21 protein-coding genes are annotated in these 19,279 nt (G+C 67.2%); 20 read left to right on the top strand and 1 reads right to left on the bottom strand.

The annotated features are described in order from the left end of the window. Window positions 1-83 precede the first annotated feature (83 nt). Window positions 84-2,372, top strand: a complete 2,289-nt coding sequence (locus tag ABE85_RS21090; RefSeq protein ID WP_157522713.1) for a hypothetical protein — start codon at window positions 84-86, stop codon at window positions 2,370-2,372. On the opposite strand, the gene ABE85_RS21085 is transcribed toward ABE85_RS21090, so the two are convergent. Further along, window positions 2,362-3,804 (bottom strand): PLP-dependent aminotransferase family protein, encoded by a 1,443-nt coding sequence (locus ABE85_RS21085; protein WP_067283266.1) that lies wholly within the window; start codon window positions 3,802-3,804, stop codon window positions 2,362-2,364. The genes ABE85_RS21090 and ABE85_RS21085 overlap by 11 nt on opposite strands. A 118-nt stretch (window positions 3,805-3,922) precedes the next feature. On the opposite strand from ABE85_RS21085, the gene ABE85_RS21080 reads away from it, so the two are divergent. From ABE85_RS21080 to ABE85_RS20990, 19 genes are all read left to right on the top strand, one after another. Beyond that, window positions 3,923-5,137, top strand: coding sequence for a PLP-dependent aminotransferase family protein (locus ABE85_RS21080; protein WP_067279226.1), 1,215 nt, complete (start codon window positions 3,923-3,925; stop codon window positions 5,135-5,137). Between the two features lie 133 nt (window positions 5,138-5,270). Beyond that, window positions 5,271-6,110, top strand: a complete 840-nt coding sequence (locus ABE85_RS21075) for a PhzF family phenazine biosynthesis protein (RefSeq protein WP_067279223.1) — start codon at window positions 5,271-5,273, stop codon at window positions 6,108-6,110. 10 nt (window positions 6,111-6,120) lie between these two features. Continuing rightward, window positions 6,121-6,771 (top strand): VOC family protein, encoded by a 651-nt coding sequence (locus tag ABE85_RS21070; RefSeq protein WP_067279220.1) that lies wholly within the window; start codon window positions 6,121-6,123, stop codon window positions 6,769-6,771. Continuing rightward, on the top strand, window positions 6,719-7,543 hold the full coding sequence (locus tag ABE85_RS21065) for an alanyl-tRNA editing protein (RefSeq protein ID WP_067279217.1): 825 nt from the start codon (window positions 6,719-6,721) through the stop codon (window positions 7,541-7,543). Before ABE85_RS21070 ends, ABE85_RS21065 begins: the two co-directional genes overlap by 53 nt. Then, window positions 7,540-8,166, top strand: a complete 627-nt coding sequence (locus tag ABE85_RS21060; RefSeq protein WP_067279213.1) for a glutathione S-transferase N-terminal domain-containing protein — start codon at window positions 7,540-7,542, stop codon at window positions 8,164-8,166. Before ABE85_RS21065 ends, ABE85_RS21060 begins: the two co-directional genes overlap by 4 nt. 127 nt (window positions 8,167-8,293) lie before the next feature. Then, window positions 8,294-8,716, top strand: a complete 423-nt coding sequence (locus ABE85_RS21055) for a GNAT family N-acetyltransferase (protein WP_157522710.1) — start codon at window positions 8,294-8,296, stop codon at window positions 8,714-8,716. Window positions 8,717-8,777: 61 nt separating this feature from the next. Next, complete coding sequence (locus ABE85_RS21050; protein ID WP_067279208.1) at window positions 8,778-9,722, top strand: SMP-30/gluconolactonase/LRE family protein; 945 nt, start codon at window positions 8,778-8,780, stop codon at window positions 9,720-9,722. Window positions 9,723-10,146: 424 nt separating this feature from the next. Beyond that, window positions 10,147-10,509, top strand: a complete 363-nt coding sequence (locus tag ABE85_RS28555) for an ATP synthase subunit I (protein WP_231993149.1) — start codon at window positions 10,147-10,149, stop codon at window positions 10,507-10,509. A 17-nt stretch (window positions 10,510-10,526) separates the two neighbouring features. After that, window positions 10,527-11,396, top strand: coding sequence for a F0F1 ATP synthase subunit A (gene atpB / locus ABE85_RS21040; RefSeq protein ID WP_067279202.1), 870 nt, complete (start codon window positions 10,527-10,529; stop codon window positions 11,394-11,396). Window positions 11,397-11,475: 79 nt separating this feature from the next. Beyond that, window positions 11,476-11,745 (top strand): F0F1 ATP synthase subunit C, encoded by a 270-nt coding sequence (gene atpE / locus ABE85_RS21035; protein ID WP_067066400.1) that lies wholly within the window; start codon window positions 11,476-11,478, stop codon window positions 11,743-11,745. 38 nt (window positions 11,746-11,783) lie between these two features. Next, window positions 11,784-12,254 (top strand): F0F1 ATP synthase subunit B, encoded by a 471-nt coding sequence (locus ABE85_RS21030; protein ID WP_067279199.1) that lies wholly within the window; start codon window positions 11,784-11,786, stop codon window positions 12,252-12,254. Between the two features lie 2 nt (window positions 12,255-12,256). Continuing rightward, window positions 12,257-12,790: a F0F1 ATP synthase subunit delta gene (locus tag ABE85_RS21025; protein WP_067279196.1), complete on the top strand. Its 534-nt coding sequence runs from the start codon at window positions 12,257-12,259 to the stop codon at window positions 12,788-12,790. 91 nt (window positions 12,791-12,881) lie between these two features. Next, complete coding sequence (gene atpA / locus ABE85_RS21020; RefSeq protein WP_067279194.1) at window positions 12,882-14,435, top strand: F0F1 ATP synthase subunit alpha; 1,554 nt, start codon at window positions 12,882-12,884, stop codon at window positions 14,433-14,435. A gap of 58 nt (window positions 14,436-14,493) precedes the next feature. After that, a complete protein-coding gene (gene atpG / locus ABE85_RS21015) occupies window positions 14,494-15,369 on the top strand; it encodes a F0F1 ATP synthase subunit gamma (RefSeq protein ID WP_067279192.1) in 876 nt (291 codons plus the stop codon). A gap of 48 nt (window positions 15,370-15,417) precedes the next feature. Then, the gene (atpD, locus tag ABE85_RS21010) at window positions 15,418-16,830 is read left to right on the top strand and encodes a F0F1 ATP synthase subunit beta (protein ID WP_067279183.1); all 1,413 of its coding nucleotides are present in this window, start codon (window positions 15,418-15,420) and stop codon (window positions 16,828-16,830) included. An 81-nt stretch (window positions 16,831-16,911) separates the two neighbouring features. Beyond that, window positions 16,912-17,328 (top strand): F0F1 ATP synthase subunit epsilon, encoded by a 417-nt coding sequence (locus ABE85_RS21005; protein WP_067279181.1) that lies wholly within the window; start codon window positions 16,912-16,914, stop codon window positions 17,326-17,328. Window positions 17,329-17,389: 61 nt separating this feature from the next. Next, window positions 17,390-18,202: a beta-ketoacyl synthase chain length factor gene (locus ABE85_RS21000; RefSeq protein ID WP_067279179.1), complete on the top strand. Its 813-nt coding sequence runs from the start codon at window positions 17,390-17,392 to the stop codon at window positions 18,200-18,202. Between the two features lie 9 nt (window positions 18,203-18,211). Further along, window positions 18,212-19,021 (top strand): 1-acyl-sn-glycerol-3-phosphate acyltransferase, encoded by an 810-nt coding sequence (locus tag ABE85_RS20995; RefSeq protein ID WP_067279178.1) that lies wholly within the window; start codon window positions 18,212-18,214, stop codon window positions 19,019-19,021. After that, entirely contained in the window at window positions 19,002-19,268 is a 267-nt protein-coding gene (locus tag ABE85_RS20990) for a phosphopantetheine-binding protein (protein WP_067279176.1), read from the top strand. Before ABE85_RS20995 ends, ABE85_RS20990 begins: the two co-directional genes overlap by 20 nt. Window positions 19,269-19,279 lie beyond the last annotated feature (11 nt).

Below are 19,279 nucleotides of genomic sequence, written 5' to 3'. Positions count from 1 at the left end.
CGATCGGTGCGGCGCTGGAACCGCGGAGGTCGGTTGGCGACTGAACCTTCTTTGAGGAGATGACATTGCCTTTTGGATCTTGCTTGGGCCGCCGTCCGTCGCTCGTCCCGTCGACGGCACCCGCTGCCGGGGGGCAGCCGGATCCGGTCACGGCGACTCAACCGCCATCCGAGCATCGCCATCGCTTCCAGGACCCGGACAACCGCTGTATCCGCCTGTCCGCGGGCGTGCGACGCACCGACTTTGCCCCGGTCGACGGCGTGCCGACGGGGACCGTCACCGCGAGCGTCGAGGCGTCGAGCGGCGATGTGCACATCGCGCACATGAGGTTGAATCGGCACCGGGAGGGCAGTGCCGTTTCGGTTCGGACGGTGTCTGGCGATGTCTCGTTCGACGCCTGCTTCGTCCAAGCGCCCGTCATGAGCGGCCGGGGCGTCGTCTTCGCCCGGAACAGCAATTTCCATGACGACGTCCACTTCTCCCGCGGCGGCATTTCGAATGAGGACGGGCTCGTCAAGCTTCGCGGCTATACGGATGTGAACGGGGCGCTCGTTGCCCGATGGGTCGATCTGTCCGGACCTGTCACGGTGGATCGTCTGGTCGTTGACGCCTGCCAGACCCGATCGCGTGAGCCCTGGGGCTGGGTGAGTCTGGAATCCGGCAGTGATGTCCGCCACTGGGATGTTCGCGGCCCGGCGAGTGTGAGGCTCGGCGAGCGCTGCGGGCAATGGCCCGACCTGAAACTGCCCGAGCATGTCGAACTGCTTGCGCGGTGGGTCCCGGAGGATGCCGCCACGCGAGAGCGTTGTCTGCGCGTGCCCTGCGCCGAAGCGCCGTTTTCAAGTTATCGATGGGCACGGTTGCAGTATGTGCTGTCCTTGACCTGTCGTCCCGACGACCTGGCGCAGGCGAAGGCTTTCGACAAGTATCCCGACGATGTTCGTCGAGCGCGCGAGCAGGTCGGCGCGTTGATCTGGTCCTGGCTGGACAACGCCTCGGACCCTGTGGTCGAAGCGTTCGCTCGGCTCGATGCGTCGGACATGCAACGCACCCTCGATTGTTTGCATCAGACGGCACCCGCGCCGTCGGGTTGCGCCAGGTCTGTGACTCGACAAGAAGCCCTGGCGATGTTGCGCGAGAAGGCCGTCGCCTGCGGTTTGCCGTCCGCGGACGGCGGGCTGCCCGGTACGCCCGTCGTGCCGGCGGTCGGGAGCATCCGGTACGTCGTGCGCAATCCCGTGGCGCGGTTCTCCGATGCGGTGAAACGGGCGCGTGCGTCCGAAGCTTGGTCAAGCGACGGCCTGCGGCGAATGGCGGAAGCGTTGTTCCTGCTCCGGAATGATTCGTTCCTCGACCACGCCAGCCATCTCCCGGCGCCCGAGGTCGACGGCTGGGAGCGTGAATGGGCGCAGGGCGCGGATCTGCTGGGGGCGTTGCTCTGGCGATGGCTGGGCGCCGACACCTCGGCGCGTGAGATGGCCAGTGCCTGCGAACGGCTTGAACTCCCGATGTTCGATGCCGTCATGTCCTCCCTGTGCCGGCACGCGTTGAAACGCCCGAGTTCCCAGGAGCGGCGCACGCCCTGGCAGGGCGACGACTTCCTGTGCGCTTGGCGAGGCGATACGGCGTCAACCGGAAAACACTTGACGGTCCTGGCCGGGATCGCCGATCGGCGAGGACTTCCGGAGTGGAAGGACTGGCTGCGGCTGTATGCCTCCACGCAACAGGTGCTCGACCTGAAGGCGTTGGAGCCACTGACGGCCAGCTTGTCTCCGACACAGGAGCTCCACGACGACACCTGGGATCAATGTCAATCCCTGCTGAGCACCCTTTGCGGCGGACGCATCGTTCCGCCCCGTGGTCCCGTGGGTCCCGCAGCAAGAGCCTATGCGGATCTGGTGTGGCGCGGGTTCCATGCGCCGGCGGCGTTGATGCTGCGTTGGATGGAGGAATCGCCGCAGCAGTTCCTGACGCGTTGCCGCGCGCTCGATCGCGAGGCATTGGAACGGATGGCCGCGCTCATCTGTCTAGCGTCCATGGCCGAGCCCTTCGGCGACGAGGGCTCTGCGCTGTTCAATACCATCGACGAGTTTGCCAAGTTGGCGGGCGACGGAGGCATCAGGCCGGATCGTGTCGCCGCCCATTTGAATCGCTGCGAGGCTCGTTCCCAGGCGGGTGCGCCATGGGCCAATCCGGTCGGCGGCGTCGCTTGGGACGCCGATCCGGAGAGCGACGGGTTCCGGCACTCCGCCGCCGCTCGACACGCCCTGAAGGCGCTGGCTTCCGTGAGGCCCTCCCGACCTCAGCAAACCCCCGGGACGCCGATGGTTGCCATGAGTCCGCGACTCAGCGGTCCGCGACTCAGCGCTTGAGCGCTTCCCGCGCCCGCTCCAGCGCCTGCCAGAACTTCGGATCCTGAGAGGTCGCGAAGTTGATCCGCATCAGCGTGCCCGGCGTGCGCGTCGGGCTGAACAGGATGCCGGGCGCGATCAGCCAGCCCTGGTCCATCATCACCGGCGCCAGGCGCTCGGTGTCCGCGCCCACGTCGACCCAGCCGAACAGGCCGGCCGGCGTCGCGGCGAAGCGGCAGCCGGCGTCCTCGGCCAGGCGCACGCAGCGCTGGCGCGCGGACACCAGTCGCGCCGCGATCCGCTCCGCGTGCTTGCGCAGCAGGCCCTGCTCCAGGCACAGCGCGACCGCGCGGTCCATCAGCGGGCTTGTCGTCAGCGACGCCAGCAGCTTCAGGTCGGTCAGGCGCGCCATGCGTTCCGGGCTCGCGGCGACGAAACCGACGCGCCACGCCGGCGAGAGCATCTTCGAGAAACCGGAGACGTAGATCGTGCGCCGCAGCTGGTCGAGCGCAGCCAGCCGCGGCGCGTGGTTGGGCGCAAACAGCGCATAGGTGTCGTCCTCGACGATCAGCAGGTCGTGCGCGTGCGCCAGCTGCAGCACCTGGTGCGCATGCGCCAGATCCAGCGTCGCGCCGGTCGGGTTGTGCAGCACCGAGACGGTCACGTACATGCGCGGCCGGTGTTCCTCGATGAGCCGCCGCATCACCGCCATGTCCGGGCCGTGCGCGCCACGCGGCACCGGCAGCAGCCGCATGCCGGCCTGGGACAGGCGCGCGTATTCGATCGCCCATCCCGGGTCGTCCACCAGCACGGCGTCGCCGGGCTCCAGGAAGGCCCGCGTGATCAGATCCAGTCCGTGGGTCGCGCCGACGGTGCTCATGATCTGGTCCGGTGCCGCCTGGACCGCGATGTCCAGCAGCCGCCGCGACAGCGCGCGCCGCAGGCGCTCGTCGCCGAGCGGCTCGCCGTAGCCGGAGATCAGGGCATCGTCCGCGTTGGCCGCGAGGCGGCGCAGCGTCGACTGCAGCAGCCCCAGGTCCAGCCATTCCGCTGGCAAGGTGCCGAGCCCAGGTGAGCGCCGCGCATCCGCCTGGAACATGCCGCGGATCAGCGCACTGGCATCGACCGGCGGCGGCAGTGGCGCGGGAGCGACGTCATGGGCGACCGGCGCCCGGGGCGCAGGCATCCGGGTTTCGCGAACGAAAAACCCTCGCTTCTTCCGCGCCTCCAGCAGGCCCTGCGCGAGCAACTGGTCGTAGGCCGCCACGACCGTGTACGGACTGACGCCGTGATGCCGCGCGCAATCCCGCACCGAGGGCAGCCGCGCCCCCGGGAGCAGCAGCCGCTGCTGGATACGCGCCGCGAAGCGCTGCGCCAGCTGCTGCGCGAGCGGCTGGCTGGCGTTGCGGGAGAGGGCGACCGGCGCGACATTCGCGCTGTTGGGGGCGCTCATGCTGGCGTTGGCTGTGCTGGTGTCCATGCCGATACAGATCATGCGGTGGTATGGCGCAGTGTATTGGTCCTGTGCTGGTCGACCCCTTAGACTGGCCCGCTCAACCGGAGACACCCCCATGAACCGCAGTCCCTGGACGCAGGCCCGCCGCGCGGCGCGCATGAACCCGTCCATCATCCGAGAGATCCTGAAGGTCACCGAGAAGCCGGGCATCCTGTCCATGGCCGGCGGCCTGCCCAGCGCGGACACGTTCCCGGTGGACGCCATCAAGACGGCCTGCGACCGCGTGCTGACGCACAACGCGAAGGAAGCGCTGCAGTACGCCGCCAGCGAGGGCTTCGCGCCGCTGCGCGAGTGGGTCGCGGCCAAGGTCGCGACGCTGGGGATCAACGCGTCGCCGGACCAGGTGCTGATCACCAGCGGATCGCAGCAGGGCCTGGACCTGGTCGGCAAGCTGCTGTGCGACGCGGGCGCGCCGGTCGCGGTCGAGACGCCGACCTACCTCGGCGCGCTGCAGGCCTTCACGCCGTACGAGCCGATCTTCGCCAGCCTCGCCAGCGATGACGAAGGCCCGCTGCCTTCGGCCATCGAGGCGCTGCCGCACGATGCGCCGGGCACGCGCTTCGCGTACCTGCTCCCGAACTACCAGAACCCGACCGGCCGCGTGATGAGCCTGGAGCGCCGTCAGGCCGTGGTCGCCGCCGCCCGCAAGGCCGGCGTGCCCATCGTCGAGGACAACCCCTACGGCGACCTGTGGTTCGACCAGGCGCCGCCGGCCTCGCTGAGCTCGCTGTGGCCCGAGGGCAGCATCTACCTGGGCTCGTTCTCCAAGGTGCTGACGCCAGGCTTCCGCCTGGGCTACATCGTCGCCCCGAGCGAGCTCTACCCGAAGCTGCTGCAGGCCAAGCAGGCCGCCGACCTGCACACGCCGGGCTTCAACCAGCGCGTCGTGCATGAGGTCATCAAGGGCGGGTTCCTGGACGAGCACGTGCCCAAGATCCGCGCCCGCTACAAGGCCAACCGCGATGCGATGGCCAAGGCGCTGGAGGAGTCCCTGCCTCCGGGCTGCGAATGGCAGACCCCGGAAGGCGGGATGTTCTTCTGGATCCGCCTGCCCGAAGGCCTGGACGCGATGGCGCTGCTGCCGCGCGCGGTCGATGCCGGCATCGCCTACGTGCCGGGCGCCGCGTTCTACGCGCACCAGCCCGACACGCGCACGCTTCGCCTGTCGTTCGTGACGCTGACACCGGACCTGATCGCCGAAGGCGTCGACAAGCTCGGCCGCGTGCTGCACGAGGCGCTCGCGCTGACGACCGCGGAAACGGCGCCCTGATCGGCGGACCGGCTCGTCCGGTCCGTGGCCCGCTCTGACCGCCCGCTCCGGCGGGCTGTCCCCTGTTCCCGTCACCCGTCACCGCCGCGTCAGGCGGGACGGATCGACTCGTCCTGTTTTTCCGAGGTTCCGCATGTCCGAACTCCGCCGTTTCGTTCAAGTCGACGTCTTCACCGCCGAGGCGCTGAAGGGCAACCCCCTGGCCGTCGTCATCGACGGTGCGGGCCTGGACGACGCCACGATGGCGAAGTTCGCCGAGTGGACGAATCTCTCCGAAACGACCTTCCTGCTGCCGCCCACGCATCCCGAGGCCGACTACCGCGTCCGCATCTTCACGCCGGGCGGCGAACTGCCCTTCGCGGGGCATCCGACGCTGGGTTCGTGCCACGCGTGGCTGTCCAGCGGCGGGGATCCGAAGCGGCCCGGCGAGGTGGTGCAGGAATGCGCCATCGGCCTGGTGCGCATCCGTCGTGACGGCGCTCGGCTGGCCTTCGCCGCGCCGCCGCTGCTGCGCGAAGGACCGGTCGAACCGGCGCTGCGCGAACAGGTGGCGCGCTCGCTGCGCGTCGCCGACGCGGACCTGCTCGATGTCGTCTGGGTGAACAACGGCCCTGACTGGATGGCTGCACGCCTGGCCTCGGCCGAGGCGGTCCTCGCGATCGAGCCGGACTACGTGTCCATGGGGCGACTCAAGCTGGGCGTCGTTGGCGCTTATCCTGCGGGTTCGCCGCTGCAATTCGAGGTGCGGGCCTTCGTGCCCGGACTCGGCCCCGCTGAAGACCCGGTCACGGGCAGCCTCAACGCGGGTCTGGCACTATGGCTGCAAGGCGCCGGTCTGGCGCCCGATCGCTATGTGGCCGCCCAGGGCGCCGCCCTCGGGCGTGCCGGCCGGGTGCATGTGGCGAAAGAGGGTGGACATTGCTGGATTGGCGGCGATGTCACGCCATTGATCCACGGTCAGATGAGGTTGTGAAGCCATGAGCATGGAAGTCGATCATCTCGTTGTCGCCGCGAACACCCTCGAGGAGGGTCGCGCCTGGTGCGAGCGCGTCCTCGGCGTGTCCCCTCAACCCGGTGGGCGCCATGCGCTGATGGGCACGCACAACCTGCTGCTGAACATCAGCGGGCCGCCGACCTATCCGCGCTGCTACCTGGAAATCATCGCCATCGATCCGGAAGCGCCGGATCCGGGCCGGCCGCGCTGGTTCGACCTGGACCAGCCCGCCGTGCGCGAACGCCTGAAGGAGGACGGTCCGTCGCTGCTGCACTGGGTCGCGCGGGTGCAGAGCCTGGACGCGACGCTGGCCACCTGGTCGGGTGAAGGCGTCGATGCCGGCGAGGCGGTCGAAGCCGCCCGCGGCGATCTGAGCTGGCGCATCGCGCTGCGCGAGGATGGCCGCCGGCTGCGCAAGGAAGGACTGCCCGTGCCCATCGAATGGAAGGGCGACGCCCATCCGACCGACAAGCTGCCGGAAAGCGGCGTGCAGCTGCTGGGCTTCGAGGCCCGCGACGGCCTGCGCGCGCAGCTCTCGACGCCCAAGGGCACGGTCGAGCTGGAGGCGATCGAAGGCACCTTGTCCGATGCGCCGACGCAGTCCGGCGACCTCGACGACGTGCTGCCGGCCGCCCGCTGAAGTGGCGACACTGGATCTCTTCCGCGAGGATGCGCAGCTGCGCGAGTGCGAGGCGACGCTGCTTCGTGCCGATGAGCGCGGCCTGCTGCTGGACCGCACGGTGTTCTATCCGCAGGGCGGCGGTCAGGCCGGCGACGCCGGCACGCTGACGCTGCCCGGCGGACGCGAACTGCTGATCGCCGATACCCGAAAGGGCGAAGACGGTGAGATCCTGCACCTCCCCGCGCCCGATCAGGACCTGAGCGGACTCGATGCCGGCACGCCGGTCACTGCGCGCGTCGACTGGGCGCGTCGTCATGCCCACATGCGTTTCCACACCGCGACGCACCTGCTGTGCGCGCTGGTGCCGCATCCGGTCGACGGATGCTCGATCACCGCGGGTTATGCGCGGCTGGACTTCCACATGACCGATCCGCTCGACAAGGATGCGCTGACGGCCGGCATCGCCCGGCTCGTCGCCGAGGCGCATCCGGTCGGCCACCGATGGATCAGCGATGAGGAGCTTGATGCGAATCCGACCCTCGTGCGCAGCATGAGCGTGCAGCCGCCGCGCGGCACGGGTCGCGTGCGCCTGCTGGAGATCGATGGCGTCGACCTCCAACCCTGCGGTGGCACGCATGTCGCCAACACATCGGAGATCGGCGCGGTGGTCGTCACGAAGATCGAGAAGAAGTCGGCCAGGACGCGCCGCGTGGTGCTGGGCTTTGCGGCCGTTGCGCCCGTTGCGCCCGTTGAGGCCGGTGAGCCCGCGGCATCCGCGACATCGTCATGAGCAGACTTCGCGTGCTCGGACGCCCGGCGTCCATCAACGTCCGCAAGGTGTTGTGGACCGGTGTCGAGCTGGGCCTGGACCTGACGCGTGAGGACGTCGACGTGAAGGCGGAGGCCTTCCGCATGCTCAACCCCAACGCGATGATGCCGGTGCTGATCGACGAGGGCGGACAGCCGTTCTCGATGTGGGAGAGCAACAGCATCTGCCGATACCTCGCGCAACGCGAGGCGCGCGTCGACCTGCTGCCCGTCGAGCCCCGCCGGCGGGCGCTCGTCGAGATGTGGATGGACTGGCAAGGCGGCGAGTTGAACAACAGCTGGCGCTACGCGTTCATGGCGACGGTGCGCCAGAGCGCCCAGCACCAGGACGCCGCGTTGATCGAGGCCGGCGTCGCGAACTGGAACCGGCACATGACGATGCTCGACGGGCAGCTTGCGCGCTCGGGTGGGCCGTTCGTGCTCGGCGACACGTGCACGCTGGCGGATGTGGTGCTGGGCCTGTCCGCCCATCGCTGGCGCGCCGCGCCGATCGCGCACGCGGATCTGCCGGCGGTCGAGGCCTGGTACCAGCGCCTGCTGACCCGTCCCGGCTTCATGGCTCACGGTCCCGCCGCCGGTCCTTGATGAGCGCCCCTAGACGCGACACTTGATCGCCAGAACGGCCTCGCTACACTCGCCCGTTGTGGACACGCCTGAGATACGACTGATCTGCCCCGATTCGCCCCCGTTGTGGGAAGAAGCGCGCGCGATCATGCGCGAATACGCGCAGAGCCTGGACATCGACCTGGACTTCCAGAACTTCGACCAGGAACTGGCCTCGCTGCCCGGCGAGTACGACGAGCCCCAAGGCACGCTGCTGCTGGCGCTGGTCGACGGCCAGATCGCCGGTTGCGGCGGATTCCGGCCGATGACCGACTCCGATTACGCCAACGCCTGCGAGATGAAGCGCCTGTTCATCCGCCCCGCGTTCCGCCGTTTCGGCCTGGGCCGCACGATGGCGCAGGCGCTGATCGATCGCGCCGTCACGGCGGGCTACTCCAGCATGCTGCTCGACACGCTCGACGACATGGAGGCCGCGCGCGACCTCTACGAGAGCCTCGGCTTCGAGGAAATCCCGCCGTACTACTTCAATCCGATCGCCGGGGCGCATTACCTGAAGGTCGATCTGGACTGATCCCGGCCCGTTCGTCGAGAGGGTGAGCGGTTTCGCCGGGTTACCGGCATAGCATCGGGGCATGAGCTCACAGCCCCATGCCGCTTCGACGACGTCCTCGGACGACCTTTTCCGCCTCGAACCCGCGTCGCTGACGCCGGCGCTGCTCGGCGAGTCGCCGTTCTGGCATCCATTGGAGCAATGCCTCTATTACGTCGACATCCCGGGAAAGGCGTTGTTCCGGCTCGACAACGGCGCCGATGCGCCGACCCGCTGGGCGCTCAACGACGAGCCGGGCTGTGTCGTGCCGCTGACCGACGGCAAGCTGCTGATCCCGCAACGCAACGGGTTGTGGCGCTTCGACCCGGCGACCGGCGATTACGTGAAACTGCTCGATCCGCCGTACGACGCTTCCAAGCGCCGCTTCAACGACGGCAAGGCCGATGCGAAGGGGCGTCTCTGGGTCGGCACCATCGACGACGCGCGTCAGCCGGAATCGGCGCTCTACTGCCTGCGCGACGGTGCCTTCGAACAGGTCCAGGACGGCATCACGGTGTCCAACGGCCTGGCCTGGAGCCCGGACGGCCGCACGATGTACTGGGCCGACACCAAGGCCCATGAGATCTACCGCCTGAGTTTCGACGTCGACACCGGCACGGTTGGCGAACGCGAAGTCTTCGCCAGCTTCGAGAAGCGCGCGCCGGAACAGTTGCTGGAAACCTACGGCGGCCGTCCGGATGGCGCGGCCGTCGACGTCGAGGGCGCCTATTGGATCGCCATGATGGAAGGGCAGCAGCTGCTGCGGCTCTCGCCGTCCGGCGAGGTGCTGACGCGCGTCGAGCTCCCCGTGCGCTGCGCGACGATGCCGACCTTCGGTGGTGCAGACATGCGCACCCTTTTCGTCACCACCGCACGGGAAAAGCGCAGCGAGGCGGAGCTCGCCGCCCAGCCCTGGGCTGGTTGCGTGTTGAAGATGCGCGTGCCCGTGGCCGGCTTGCCGGTACAGTTCGCGCACTGGGAAGCCTGAGGCCGCGTGGGGCCAGGTGTTGCGCGCACACCGCGCAACATCGCTCACATCGCGTGCCGAGGGGGTGCCACAAGTGATGCCGGAAGCCGATGAACAGGGCTCGGGAGAGCCCTAGTCGTGGTTCGCGCGGGCTGTCAAGTCGGCGCGGATGGGCCGGCACCACGGCCTGTTAAGGGTTCGTCAGGCCAGAACCCCTATAATCCCGTGGTTTTGCAGCTCGCCCCCTGACGCCGTGAATCCCCATCCAGCGCACGCACCCGTTGCGTCGCCCGCAGCGCCGCCCCGGCCCGTTCCGACGAACGACCGCGGCACCGCCAGCCAGGATGCCTGGGACGATGGAACAGAAGGAAATGCGGGTGGCGAACCGGCTTTCAAGCCCCTGACGCGAGAAGAAGCGCAGGACTTGCGGGCCCGGCTCCCGGCGATGTCGGTCTGGTCGTTGTTGACCTGGCAGGCGGCGGCGGGCGCCATCATGGTCGCGCTGTGGGGGCTGCTGTCCCTGCAAGCCGACAAAACCTGGTCGGCGCTGTTCGGTGCCGTCTCGGTCGTCGTGCCGAACGCCCTGATGGCGTGGGGCATGACGCGGCGATCAGCCAGGGACGCGGGCACTCCGATGCTCACGTTCGCGGTCTGGGAGCTGGTGAAGATCATTCTGGCGGTCGCCATCCTGGTGGCGGTCGCCGTGGGTTTCGCATCGTTGAGTTGGGCGGCAATGCTCTCGACCCTCGTCGTGACCCTGAAGGCAAATTGGCTGGCCCTGCTTAGGCGGGGTCGAATCAGAAAATAGAGACGGAAACAACCACCATGGCAGCAGAAGGGCACGCGCCGACTTCGGGTGAATACATCACCCACCATTTGCAGCATTGGCAGAAGAATTTCGCCTTCGAAGATGTGAAGCAGACGGGCATCGTCGACTTCAGCGTCTTCAACTTCGATTCGCTGATCTATTCGACGGTCCTCGGCCTGATCGCCGTGTTCCTCCTCTGGCGTGTCGCACGCAAGGCTCATGCCGGCGTGCCGGGCCGCTTCCAGGCGGCCATCGAGATGCTGGTCGAACTGGTGGACAACCAGGCCAAGTCGGTGATCCACAACGAGAAGAGCCGCCGGGTCATCGGCCCCGTGGCCCTGACCGTGTTCGTGTGGATCTTCTTCATGAACTTCATGGACATGCTGCCGGTGGACTGGCTGCCGACGCTGTTCACCAACTACGTCGCCCATGACGCGCACCACGCCTACCAGCGCGTCGTGCCGACCGCCGACCTGTCGACCACGCTGAGCCTGTCGACCTTCGTCCTGGCGCTGGTGTTCTTCTACAGCGTCAAGATCAAGGGTCTGGGCGGCTGGGGCCACGAACTGATCGCCGCACCGTTCGGCGACCACTTCCTGCTGTGGCCGTTCAACTTCCTCATGCAGATCATCGAGTTCGTCGCCAAGACGGTCTCTCATGGCATGCGACTGTTCGGCAACATGTTTGCCGGCGAACTGGTGTTCATGCTGATCGCCCTGATGGGTGGCGGCTGGGCCCTGACCGGAACCGGCATCGGCCTGGCCATCGGCCACGTCCTCGCCGGCACGGTCTGGACGCTGTTCCACATCCTTGTGATCACGCTGCAGGCCTTCATCTTCATGATGCTGACGCTGATCTACCTGGGCCAGGCGCACGACGCGCACTGATCCGGACGGACAGCTCGATCCCTGCGATTTCTCGATTCCTTTTCCCTTTCTCTTTATCTAACTCTCTCAGGAGCAAAACATGGAAAACATCCTCGGTCTGGTCGCTCTGGCTTGCGGCATCATCGTTGGTCTGGGCGCGATCGGCGCTTCCATCGGCATCGCGCTGATGGGCGGCAAGTTCCTGGAATCGTCGGCCCGTCAACCCGAGCTGATGAACGAACTGCAAACCAAGATGTTCATCCTGGCCGGCCTGATCGACGCGGCCTTCCTGATCGGCGTCGCCATCGCCCTGCTGTTCGCGTTCGCCAACCCGTTCGCCGCCACGCTGCTCGCCACCGTCGCTCGCTGATAGAGCCCGAACCCTTTCACGACTGAAAGGATCGTGCCGTGAATATCAACGCTAGCCTCTTCATCCAGTGGATCCCGTTTGCGCTTCTCGTGTTCGTCACGATGAAGTTCATCTGGCCACCGATCGTGAAGGCACTGGACGAGCGCGCGGAGAAGATCCGTGCCGGCCTCACCGCCGCCGACCAGGCCAAGGCCGAACTGGCCAACGCCAACAAGAAGGTCGACGAGCAACTGGCGCAGACCCGCAACGAAACCACCAAGCTGCTGTCCGACGCTGAAAAGCGCGGCGCCGCGATCGTGGACGAAGCGAAGAAGCGTGCGGACGACGAAGGCGCCAAGATCATCGCCGCTGCGAAGGCTGAAGCCGAGCAGCAGTCGGTGCGCGCCCGCGAGGCCCTGCGCGAGCAGGTCGCCGCGCTGGCCGTCAAGGGCGCCGAGCAGATCCTGCAGCGCGAGGTCAACGCCGGCGTGCACGCCGAATTGCTGAACCGTCTCAAGACGGAGCTGTAATCATGGCTGAACTCGCAACCATTGCCCGTCCCTACGCCGAAGCGCTGTTCCAGGTCGCGTCCTCCCAGGACCTCAAGACCTGGAACGAGCAGCTCGCCGCGCTGGCGCTCGTCGCCGGCGACAGCCAACTGCGCCAGTTCGCCGAAGACCCGAAAGTGACCACCGACCAGGTGTTCCAGGTGGTGTCCGCGGCGAGCGGCCAGTCGCTGGTGCCCGGCGTTCAGAACTTCCTGCGCGAGGTGATCGCCAACGGCCGCCTGTCGGCGCTGCCGGCGATGGTCCAGCAGTTCCACGAACTGGCCAACGCCGCTTCCGGCGTGTCCGATGCGCACATCTTCAGCGCGTTCCCGATCGAGCCGGCCCAGCTGGCCGACGTGGTCGCGTCGTTGGAGAAGCGCTTCGGCCGCAAGCTGCAAGCGCAGGTTGAGCTGGAGCCTGGCCTGATCGGCGGTATCCGTGTGGTGGTCGGCGACGAGGTGCTGGACACCTCGGTGAAGGCCCGTCTGGAACGCATGAAAGTGGCGCTGACTGCCTGAAGCCTCGGCTTCAGGCTTCGGCCCGACTGCCTGAGATCCCCCCGATTCACCCTGGTGTCCCGCTTCGGCGGGATGCCGCTGGGAGCAAGCAATGCAATTGAATCCTGCTGAAATTTCCGAACTGATCAAGAGCCGCATCGAAGGCCTTGGCGCGTCCACCGACGTGCGCAACCAGGGCACCGTCGTGTCCGTGTCCGACGGCATCGTGCGCGTGCACGGCCTGTCCGACGTGATGCAAGGCGAAATGCTGGAGTTCCCGGTCGCCGCCGATGGCACGCAGACCTTCGGTCTGGCGCTGAACCTGGAGCGCGACTCCGTCGGCGCCGTGATCCTGGGCGCCTACGAGCACATCGTCGAAGGCGACACCGTGAAGTGCACGGGCCGCATCCTGGAAGTGCCGGTCGGCCCCGAGCTGATCGGCCGCGTGGTGAACGCGCTGGGTCAGCCGATCGACGGCAAGGGCCCGATCAACGCCAAGATGACCGACGTCATCGAGAAGGTCGCCCCGGGCGTGATCGCCCGCAAGTCCGTCGACCAGCCGGTGCAGACCGGCCTGAAGTCGATCGACTCGATGGTGCCCGTCGGCCGTGGCCAGCGCGAGCTGATCATCGGCGACCGCCAGACCGGCAAGACCGCCGTGGCGATCGACGCGATCATCAACCAGAAGGGTCAGAACATGACCTGCGTGTACGTCGCGATCGGCCAGAAGGCTTCGTCGATCAAGAACGTCGTGCGCGCCCTGGAAGCCGCCGGTGCGATGGACTACACCATCGTCGTCGCCGCCTCCGCGTCCGAATCCGCTGCGATGCAGTACGTGTCGGCCTACTCCGGCTGCACGATGGGCGAGTACTTCCGCGACCGCGGTCAAGATGCGCTGATCGTGTACGACGACCTGTCCAAGCAGGCCGTCGCCTACCGTCAGGTCTCGCTGCTGCTGCGCCGTCCCCCGGGCCGCGAAGCCTTCCCCGGCGACGTGTTCTATCTCCACAGCCGTCTGCTGGAACGCGCCGCCCGCGTGAACGCCGAGTACGTCGAGGCCTTCACCAAGGGTGAAGTCAAGGGCAAGACCGGCTCGCTGACCGCGCTGCCGATCATCGAGACGCAAGCCGGCGACGTGTCCGCCTTCGTTCCGACGAACGTCATCTCGATCACCGACGGCCAGATCTTCCTGGAAACCAACCTGTTCAACGCCGGCATCCGTCCCGCGATCAACGCCGGTATCTCGGTGTCGCGCGTCGGTGGCGCTGCCCAGACCAAGCTGATCAAGTCGCTGTCCGGCGGTATCCGTACCGACCTGGCCCAGTACCGTGAGCTGGCTGCCTTCGCGCAGTTCGCTTCCGACCTGGACGCCGCGACCCGCAAGCAGCTGGACCGCGGTGCCCGCGTGACGGAACTGCTGAAGCAGGCGCAGTACAGCCCGCTGTCCATCAGCCTGATGGGCGCGTCGCTGTACGCCGCGAACAAGGGCTTCATGGACGACATCGAGGTCAAGAAGGTCCTGTCCTTCGAGCACGGCCTGCACCAGTTCCTGAAGACCTCGCATGCCGCCCTGCTGACGAAGCTGGAGAACGACAAGGCGATGGACAAGGATGCGGAAGCTGAACTGAACGCCGCGATCACGTCGTTCAAGAAGTCCTTCGCCTAAGCAACCATGACCGGGTCTCGCTGACGTCAGGCAAGACCCGGCCCTCACAGGAGAAATCATGGCAGCAGGCAAGGAAATTCGCGGCAAGATCAAGTCGGTCGAGAACACCAAGAAGATCACCAAGGCCATGGAGATGGTCGCGGCTTCGAAAATGCGCAAGGCGCAGGATCGGATGCGCGCGGCCCGTCCGTACGCGGAGAAGGTCGGCAACATCGCCGCCAATCTGTCGAAGGCCAACCCCGAGTACCGTCACCCGTTCATGGTGGCGAACCCGGACGCCAAGTCGGTGGGCTTCGTGGTGGTCACGACGGACAAGGGTCTGTGCGGTGGTCTGAACACCAACCTGCTTCGCGCGACGACGACCAAGCTCAAGGAAGTCGAAGCGGCGGGTCAGAAGTCCGAAGTGGTGGCGATCGGCAACAAGGGTCTGGGTTTCATGAACCGGATCGGCGCCAAGGTCGTCGCGCACGCGACGCAGCTCGGCGACAGCCCCCAGCTCGAGAAGCTGGTCGGCCCGGTCAAGACGCTGCTGGACGCGTATGCGGACGGCAAGTTGTCGGCGGTCTATCTCTGCTACACGCGCTTCGTCAACACGATGAAGCAGGAGCCGGTGGTGCAGCAGCTGCTGCCGCTGACGGCCGAGTCGCTGGAGACGGATGCCGCGGGTCACGCATGGGACTACCTGTACGAACCCGATGCCCCGACCGTGATCAACGAGCTGCTGGTGCGCTACACCGAAGCCCTGGTCTATCAGGCCGTGGCCGAGAACATGGCGTCCGAGCAATCGGCGCGCATGGTGGCCATGAAGGCCGCGACCGACAACGCCGGAACGCTGATCGGTGAGCTGAAGCTGGTCTACAACAAGACCCGCCAGGCCGCGATCACGAAGGAACTGTCGGAAATCGTCAGCGGCGCGGCCGCCATCAGCGGTTGATCTCGCGATCGATCGCAGGCAACAGATTTGAATTGAAGGAACGAAGAAATGGCTAACACTCAATCGGTGGGCAAGATCGTTCAGTGCATCGGCGCCGTGGTGGACGTGGAATTCCCGCGCGACCAGATGCCCAAGGTGTTCGACGCCCTGAAGATGGAAGGCACGACCCTGACGCTGGAAGTCCAGCAGCAGCTGGGCGACGGCGTGGTGCGCACCATCGCGCTGGGCTCGTCCGACGGCCTGCGCCGCGGCAGCGAGGTCTACAACACGGGCGACATGATCCAGGTCCCGGTCGGCCAGCCGACCCTGGGCCGCATCATGGACGTGCTGGGCAACCCGATCGACGAGCGCGGCGAAGTCTCGCGCGAGAAGACCTCGGCCATCCACCGCAAGGCCCCGGCCTACGACGAGCTGAGCCCGTCGCAGGAGCTGCTGGAAACCGGCATCAAGGTCATCGACCTGATCTGCCCGTTCGCCAAGGGCGGCAAGGTCGGCCTGTTCGGCGGCGCCGGCGTGGGCAAGACCGTCAACATGATGGAGCTGATCAACAACATCGCCAAGGCTCACTCGGGTCTGTCGGTGTTCGCGGGTGTCGGCGAGCGTACCCGTGAGGGCAACGACTTCTATCATGAGATGTCCGACGCGGGCGTCGTGAACCAGGAGGACCTGAGCAAGTCGAAGGTCGCCATGGTCTACGGCCAGATGAACGAGCCCCCGGGCAACCGTCTGCGCGTCGCGCTGACCGGCCTGACGATGGCCGAGTCCTTCCGCGACGAAGGCCGCGACGTGCTGTTCTTCGTGGACAACATCTACCGCTACACGCTGGCCGGCACGGAAGTGTCCGCGCTGCTGGGTCGCATGCCGTCCGCGGTGGGCTACCAGCCGACGCTGGCCGAGGAAATGGGCCGCCTGCAAGAGCGGATCACGTCGACCAAGGTCGGCTCGATCACCTCGATCCAGGCCGTGTACGTCCCTGCGGACGACCTGACCGACCCGTCGCCCGCCACGACCTTCGCCCACTTGGACGCCACCGTCGTGCTGTCGCGTGACATCGCGTCGCTGGGCATCTACCCGGCCGTGGACCCGCTGGACTCGACCTCGCGTCAGATCGACCCGAACGTCATCGGCGAAGAGCACTACAACGTGACGCGTTCGGTGCAGTCGGTGCTGCAGCGCTACAAGGAACTGCGCGACATCATCGCGATCCTGGGCATGGACGAGCTGTCGCCGGAAGACAAGCAGGCCGTGGCCCGCGCGCGCAAGATCCAGCGTTTCCTGTCGCAGCCCTTCCACGTCGCGGAAGTGTTCACCGGCGCGCCCGGCAAATACGTCCCGCTGAAGGAAACCATCCGTGGTTTCAAGATGATCGTGAACGGCGAATGCGACCACCTGCCGGAACAGGCGTTCTACATGGTGGGCACGATTGACGAGGCCTTCGAAAAGGCCAAGAAGATCCAGTAAAGCCCGTTCGACGGTGCGGTCCTGACCGGCCCACCGTCGATGAGCTGAACGGACTTCTTACCTTTCGATCAAGGAAACGCAATGGCAACCCTCCACGTGAACGTGGTCTCGGCGGAAGAGCAGATCTTCTCGGGCGAGGCGAAATTCGTGGCGCTGCCGGGCGAAGGCGGCGAGCTGGGCATCCTGCCCAAGCACACCCCGCTGATCACCCGCATCAAGCCTGGCGCCGTGCGCATCCAGCGTCCCAACGGCGATGAAGAGTTCGTCTTCGTCGCCGGCGGCCTGCTGGAAGTTCAGCCGGGCGTCGTGACCGTGCTGGCCGACACCGCGATCCGCGGCAAGGACCTCGACGAGGCCCGTGCCCAGGCCGCGAAGCAGGCCGCCGAGGAAGCGATGAAGAACGCCAAGAGCGACATCGACTTCGCCAAGGCGCAAAGCGAGTTCGCCGCGATGGCCGCGCAGATCGCGGCGCTGCGGAAGTTCCGCGCCAAGCGCTGAGCCCCCTCCGGCCTTCAGCCGAGCAGCCCGCCTCGCGACAACGAGGCGGGCTTTCTTCATCATGAATCACCGCTTCCGCGTCGTTCGTTGGGCCGCCTGGGCGCCGGGTCTCGATTCCCGGGACGCTTGGCGCGCATGGCTCGCCTCGCCCACGCCGATCGCGGGGGAGGGGCAGCCGCCCCTGGCCGAAGTGCCGGCGATGATGCGCCGCCGCATCGACCCGCTGGGCCGCGCCGCGCTGCAGGCTGCCTGGTGGGCGCAAGGCACGCCGGAAGAGGGCGCCGGCACGATGCCGGTGATCTTCGCGTCGCGCTGGGGCGAAATCGCCCGTTCGCTGACGCTGCTCCAGCAACTCGCCGGCGGAGAGCCGCTGTCGCCGACGCACTTCAGCCTGTCGGTGCACAACGCCTCGGGCGCGCTGTATTCGATGGCGCGCCAGGACAAGCAGAACTACCTCGCTGTCGCCGGTGGCGAACACAGCGCAGAAGCCGCCTTTGCGGAAGCACTCGGCCTGCTGGCCGACGGCGCCCCCCAGGTGCTGGTCGCGCACGTCGACGCCCCCTTGCCCGAGGCCTATGCGGCGCTGGGACAGATCGATCCCGCGACCGCCGATCCCGCGTTGATCGCCTGGGCCTGCGTGCTTGCGCAGCCCGACGCCGTGTCGCCGTCGTTCACGCTTGAGCCGATGAACGCGGATACGCTGACGACAGCGTCGACACCGTCGCCGTGGCTGAGCGGCAGCCTGCCGGTGCTGGCCCTGCTCGCAGAAGCGGACAAGGCTGGCGGTGCCGGGGAGCCTGCGTCGCTGGACCGCCTCATCGCCGGTCAGCCCGGCGGTTGGCGCTGGACGCGCCGTCCGGCCGGCACGCCCTGAGCCGATGCCATGGGACCGCTGCCCGACTTCCTCGACCGCACCGTCGGCCGCGCCTGGCGCGTGCTCGCGACCGCGATCGCCTTCGCGAGCTTCGGTATCGGCGGACTGATCCTCTGGCTGGTCTGGTTCCCGGCGCTGGACCTGTTCATCCGCGACCGCGACCATCGCATCGCCCTGGCCCGCGGGTCCATCCATCGAACATTCCGCTTGTTCATCGGCTGGATGCGGGTGCTGGGTTTGATCGGCTTCGACATCCGTCACCGCGAGCGTCTGCATCGCGGCGGACTGCTGATCCTGGCGAACCATCCGACGCTGATCGACGTCGTGTTCCTGATTGCCCTCGTGCGAAACGCAGACTGCGTGGTGAAGTCCACGCTGGCGAGCAATCCCTTCACCAGGGGCCCGGTGCGGTCAACAGCCTACATCTGCAACAATTCCGGGGCTGAACTGCTGCAATCCTGTATGGACAGCCTCGCGGCGTCTGGCAACCTGATCATCTTCCCGGAAGGTACGCGCACGCGGCCCGGCGAGCCGCTGCGCATGCAGCGCGGCGCCGCCCAGATCGCGACGCGCGCCGTCCAGGACATCACACCGGTGACCATCCGATGCACCCCGCTGGGCCTGACCAAGGGCCAGCCGTGGTGGCAGGTGGCATCGCGGCGACTGCACTTCGACATCTGCGTGGGTGAAGACATTGCGGTGGCGCCGTTCCTGACGGCCAGCGGCGGCGAACCCGCCCTGGCGGCAAGACGGTTGACGGACCATCTGAACCATTATTTTTCGAATGAACGAGGGAGCCATGCAGGCGCTGGAACGTGACATCAAACTGCTGCTGATCGAGGCCTTGAATCTCGAGGACCTGACGCCGGAGCAGATCGACGCGGAAGACGCGCTCTTCGTGACCGGCCTGGGGTTGGACTCGATCGACGCGCTGGAGCTCGGGCTGGCCCTGCAGAAGAAATACGGCGTGAGCATGGCGGCGGACTCGGAAGAGACGCGCCGGCATTTCGCCAGCATCCGCGCGCTGGCCCGCTTCGTTGCGGAGCACGGCAAGGTCGCGGCCTGATTCGAGCCGTC

Origin of the sequence: Mitsuaria sp. 7 (genome assembly GCF_001653795.1) — a bacterium.
Classification (GTDB): Bacteria; Pseudomonadota; Gammaproteobacteria; order Burkholderiales; family Burkholderiaceae_C; genus Roseateles.
This window is presented reverse-complemented; position numbering and strand designations above follow the sequence as displayed.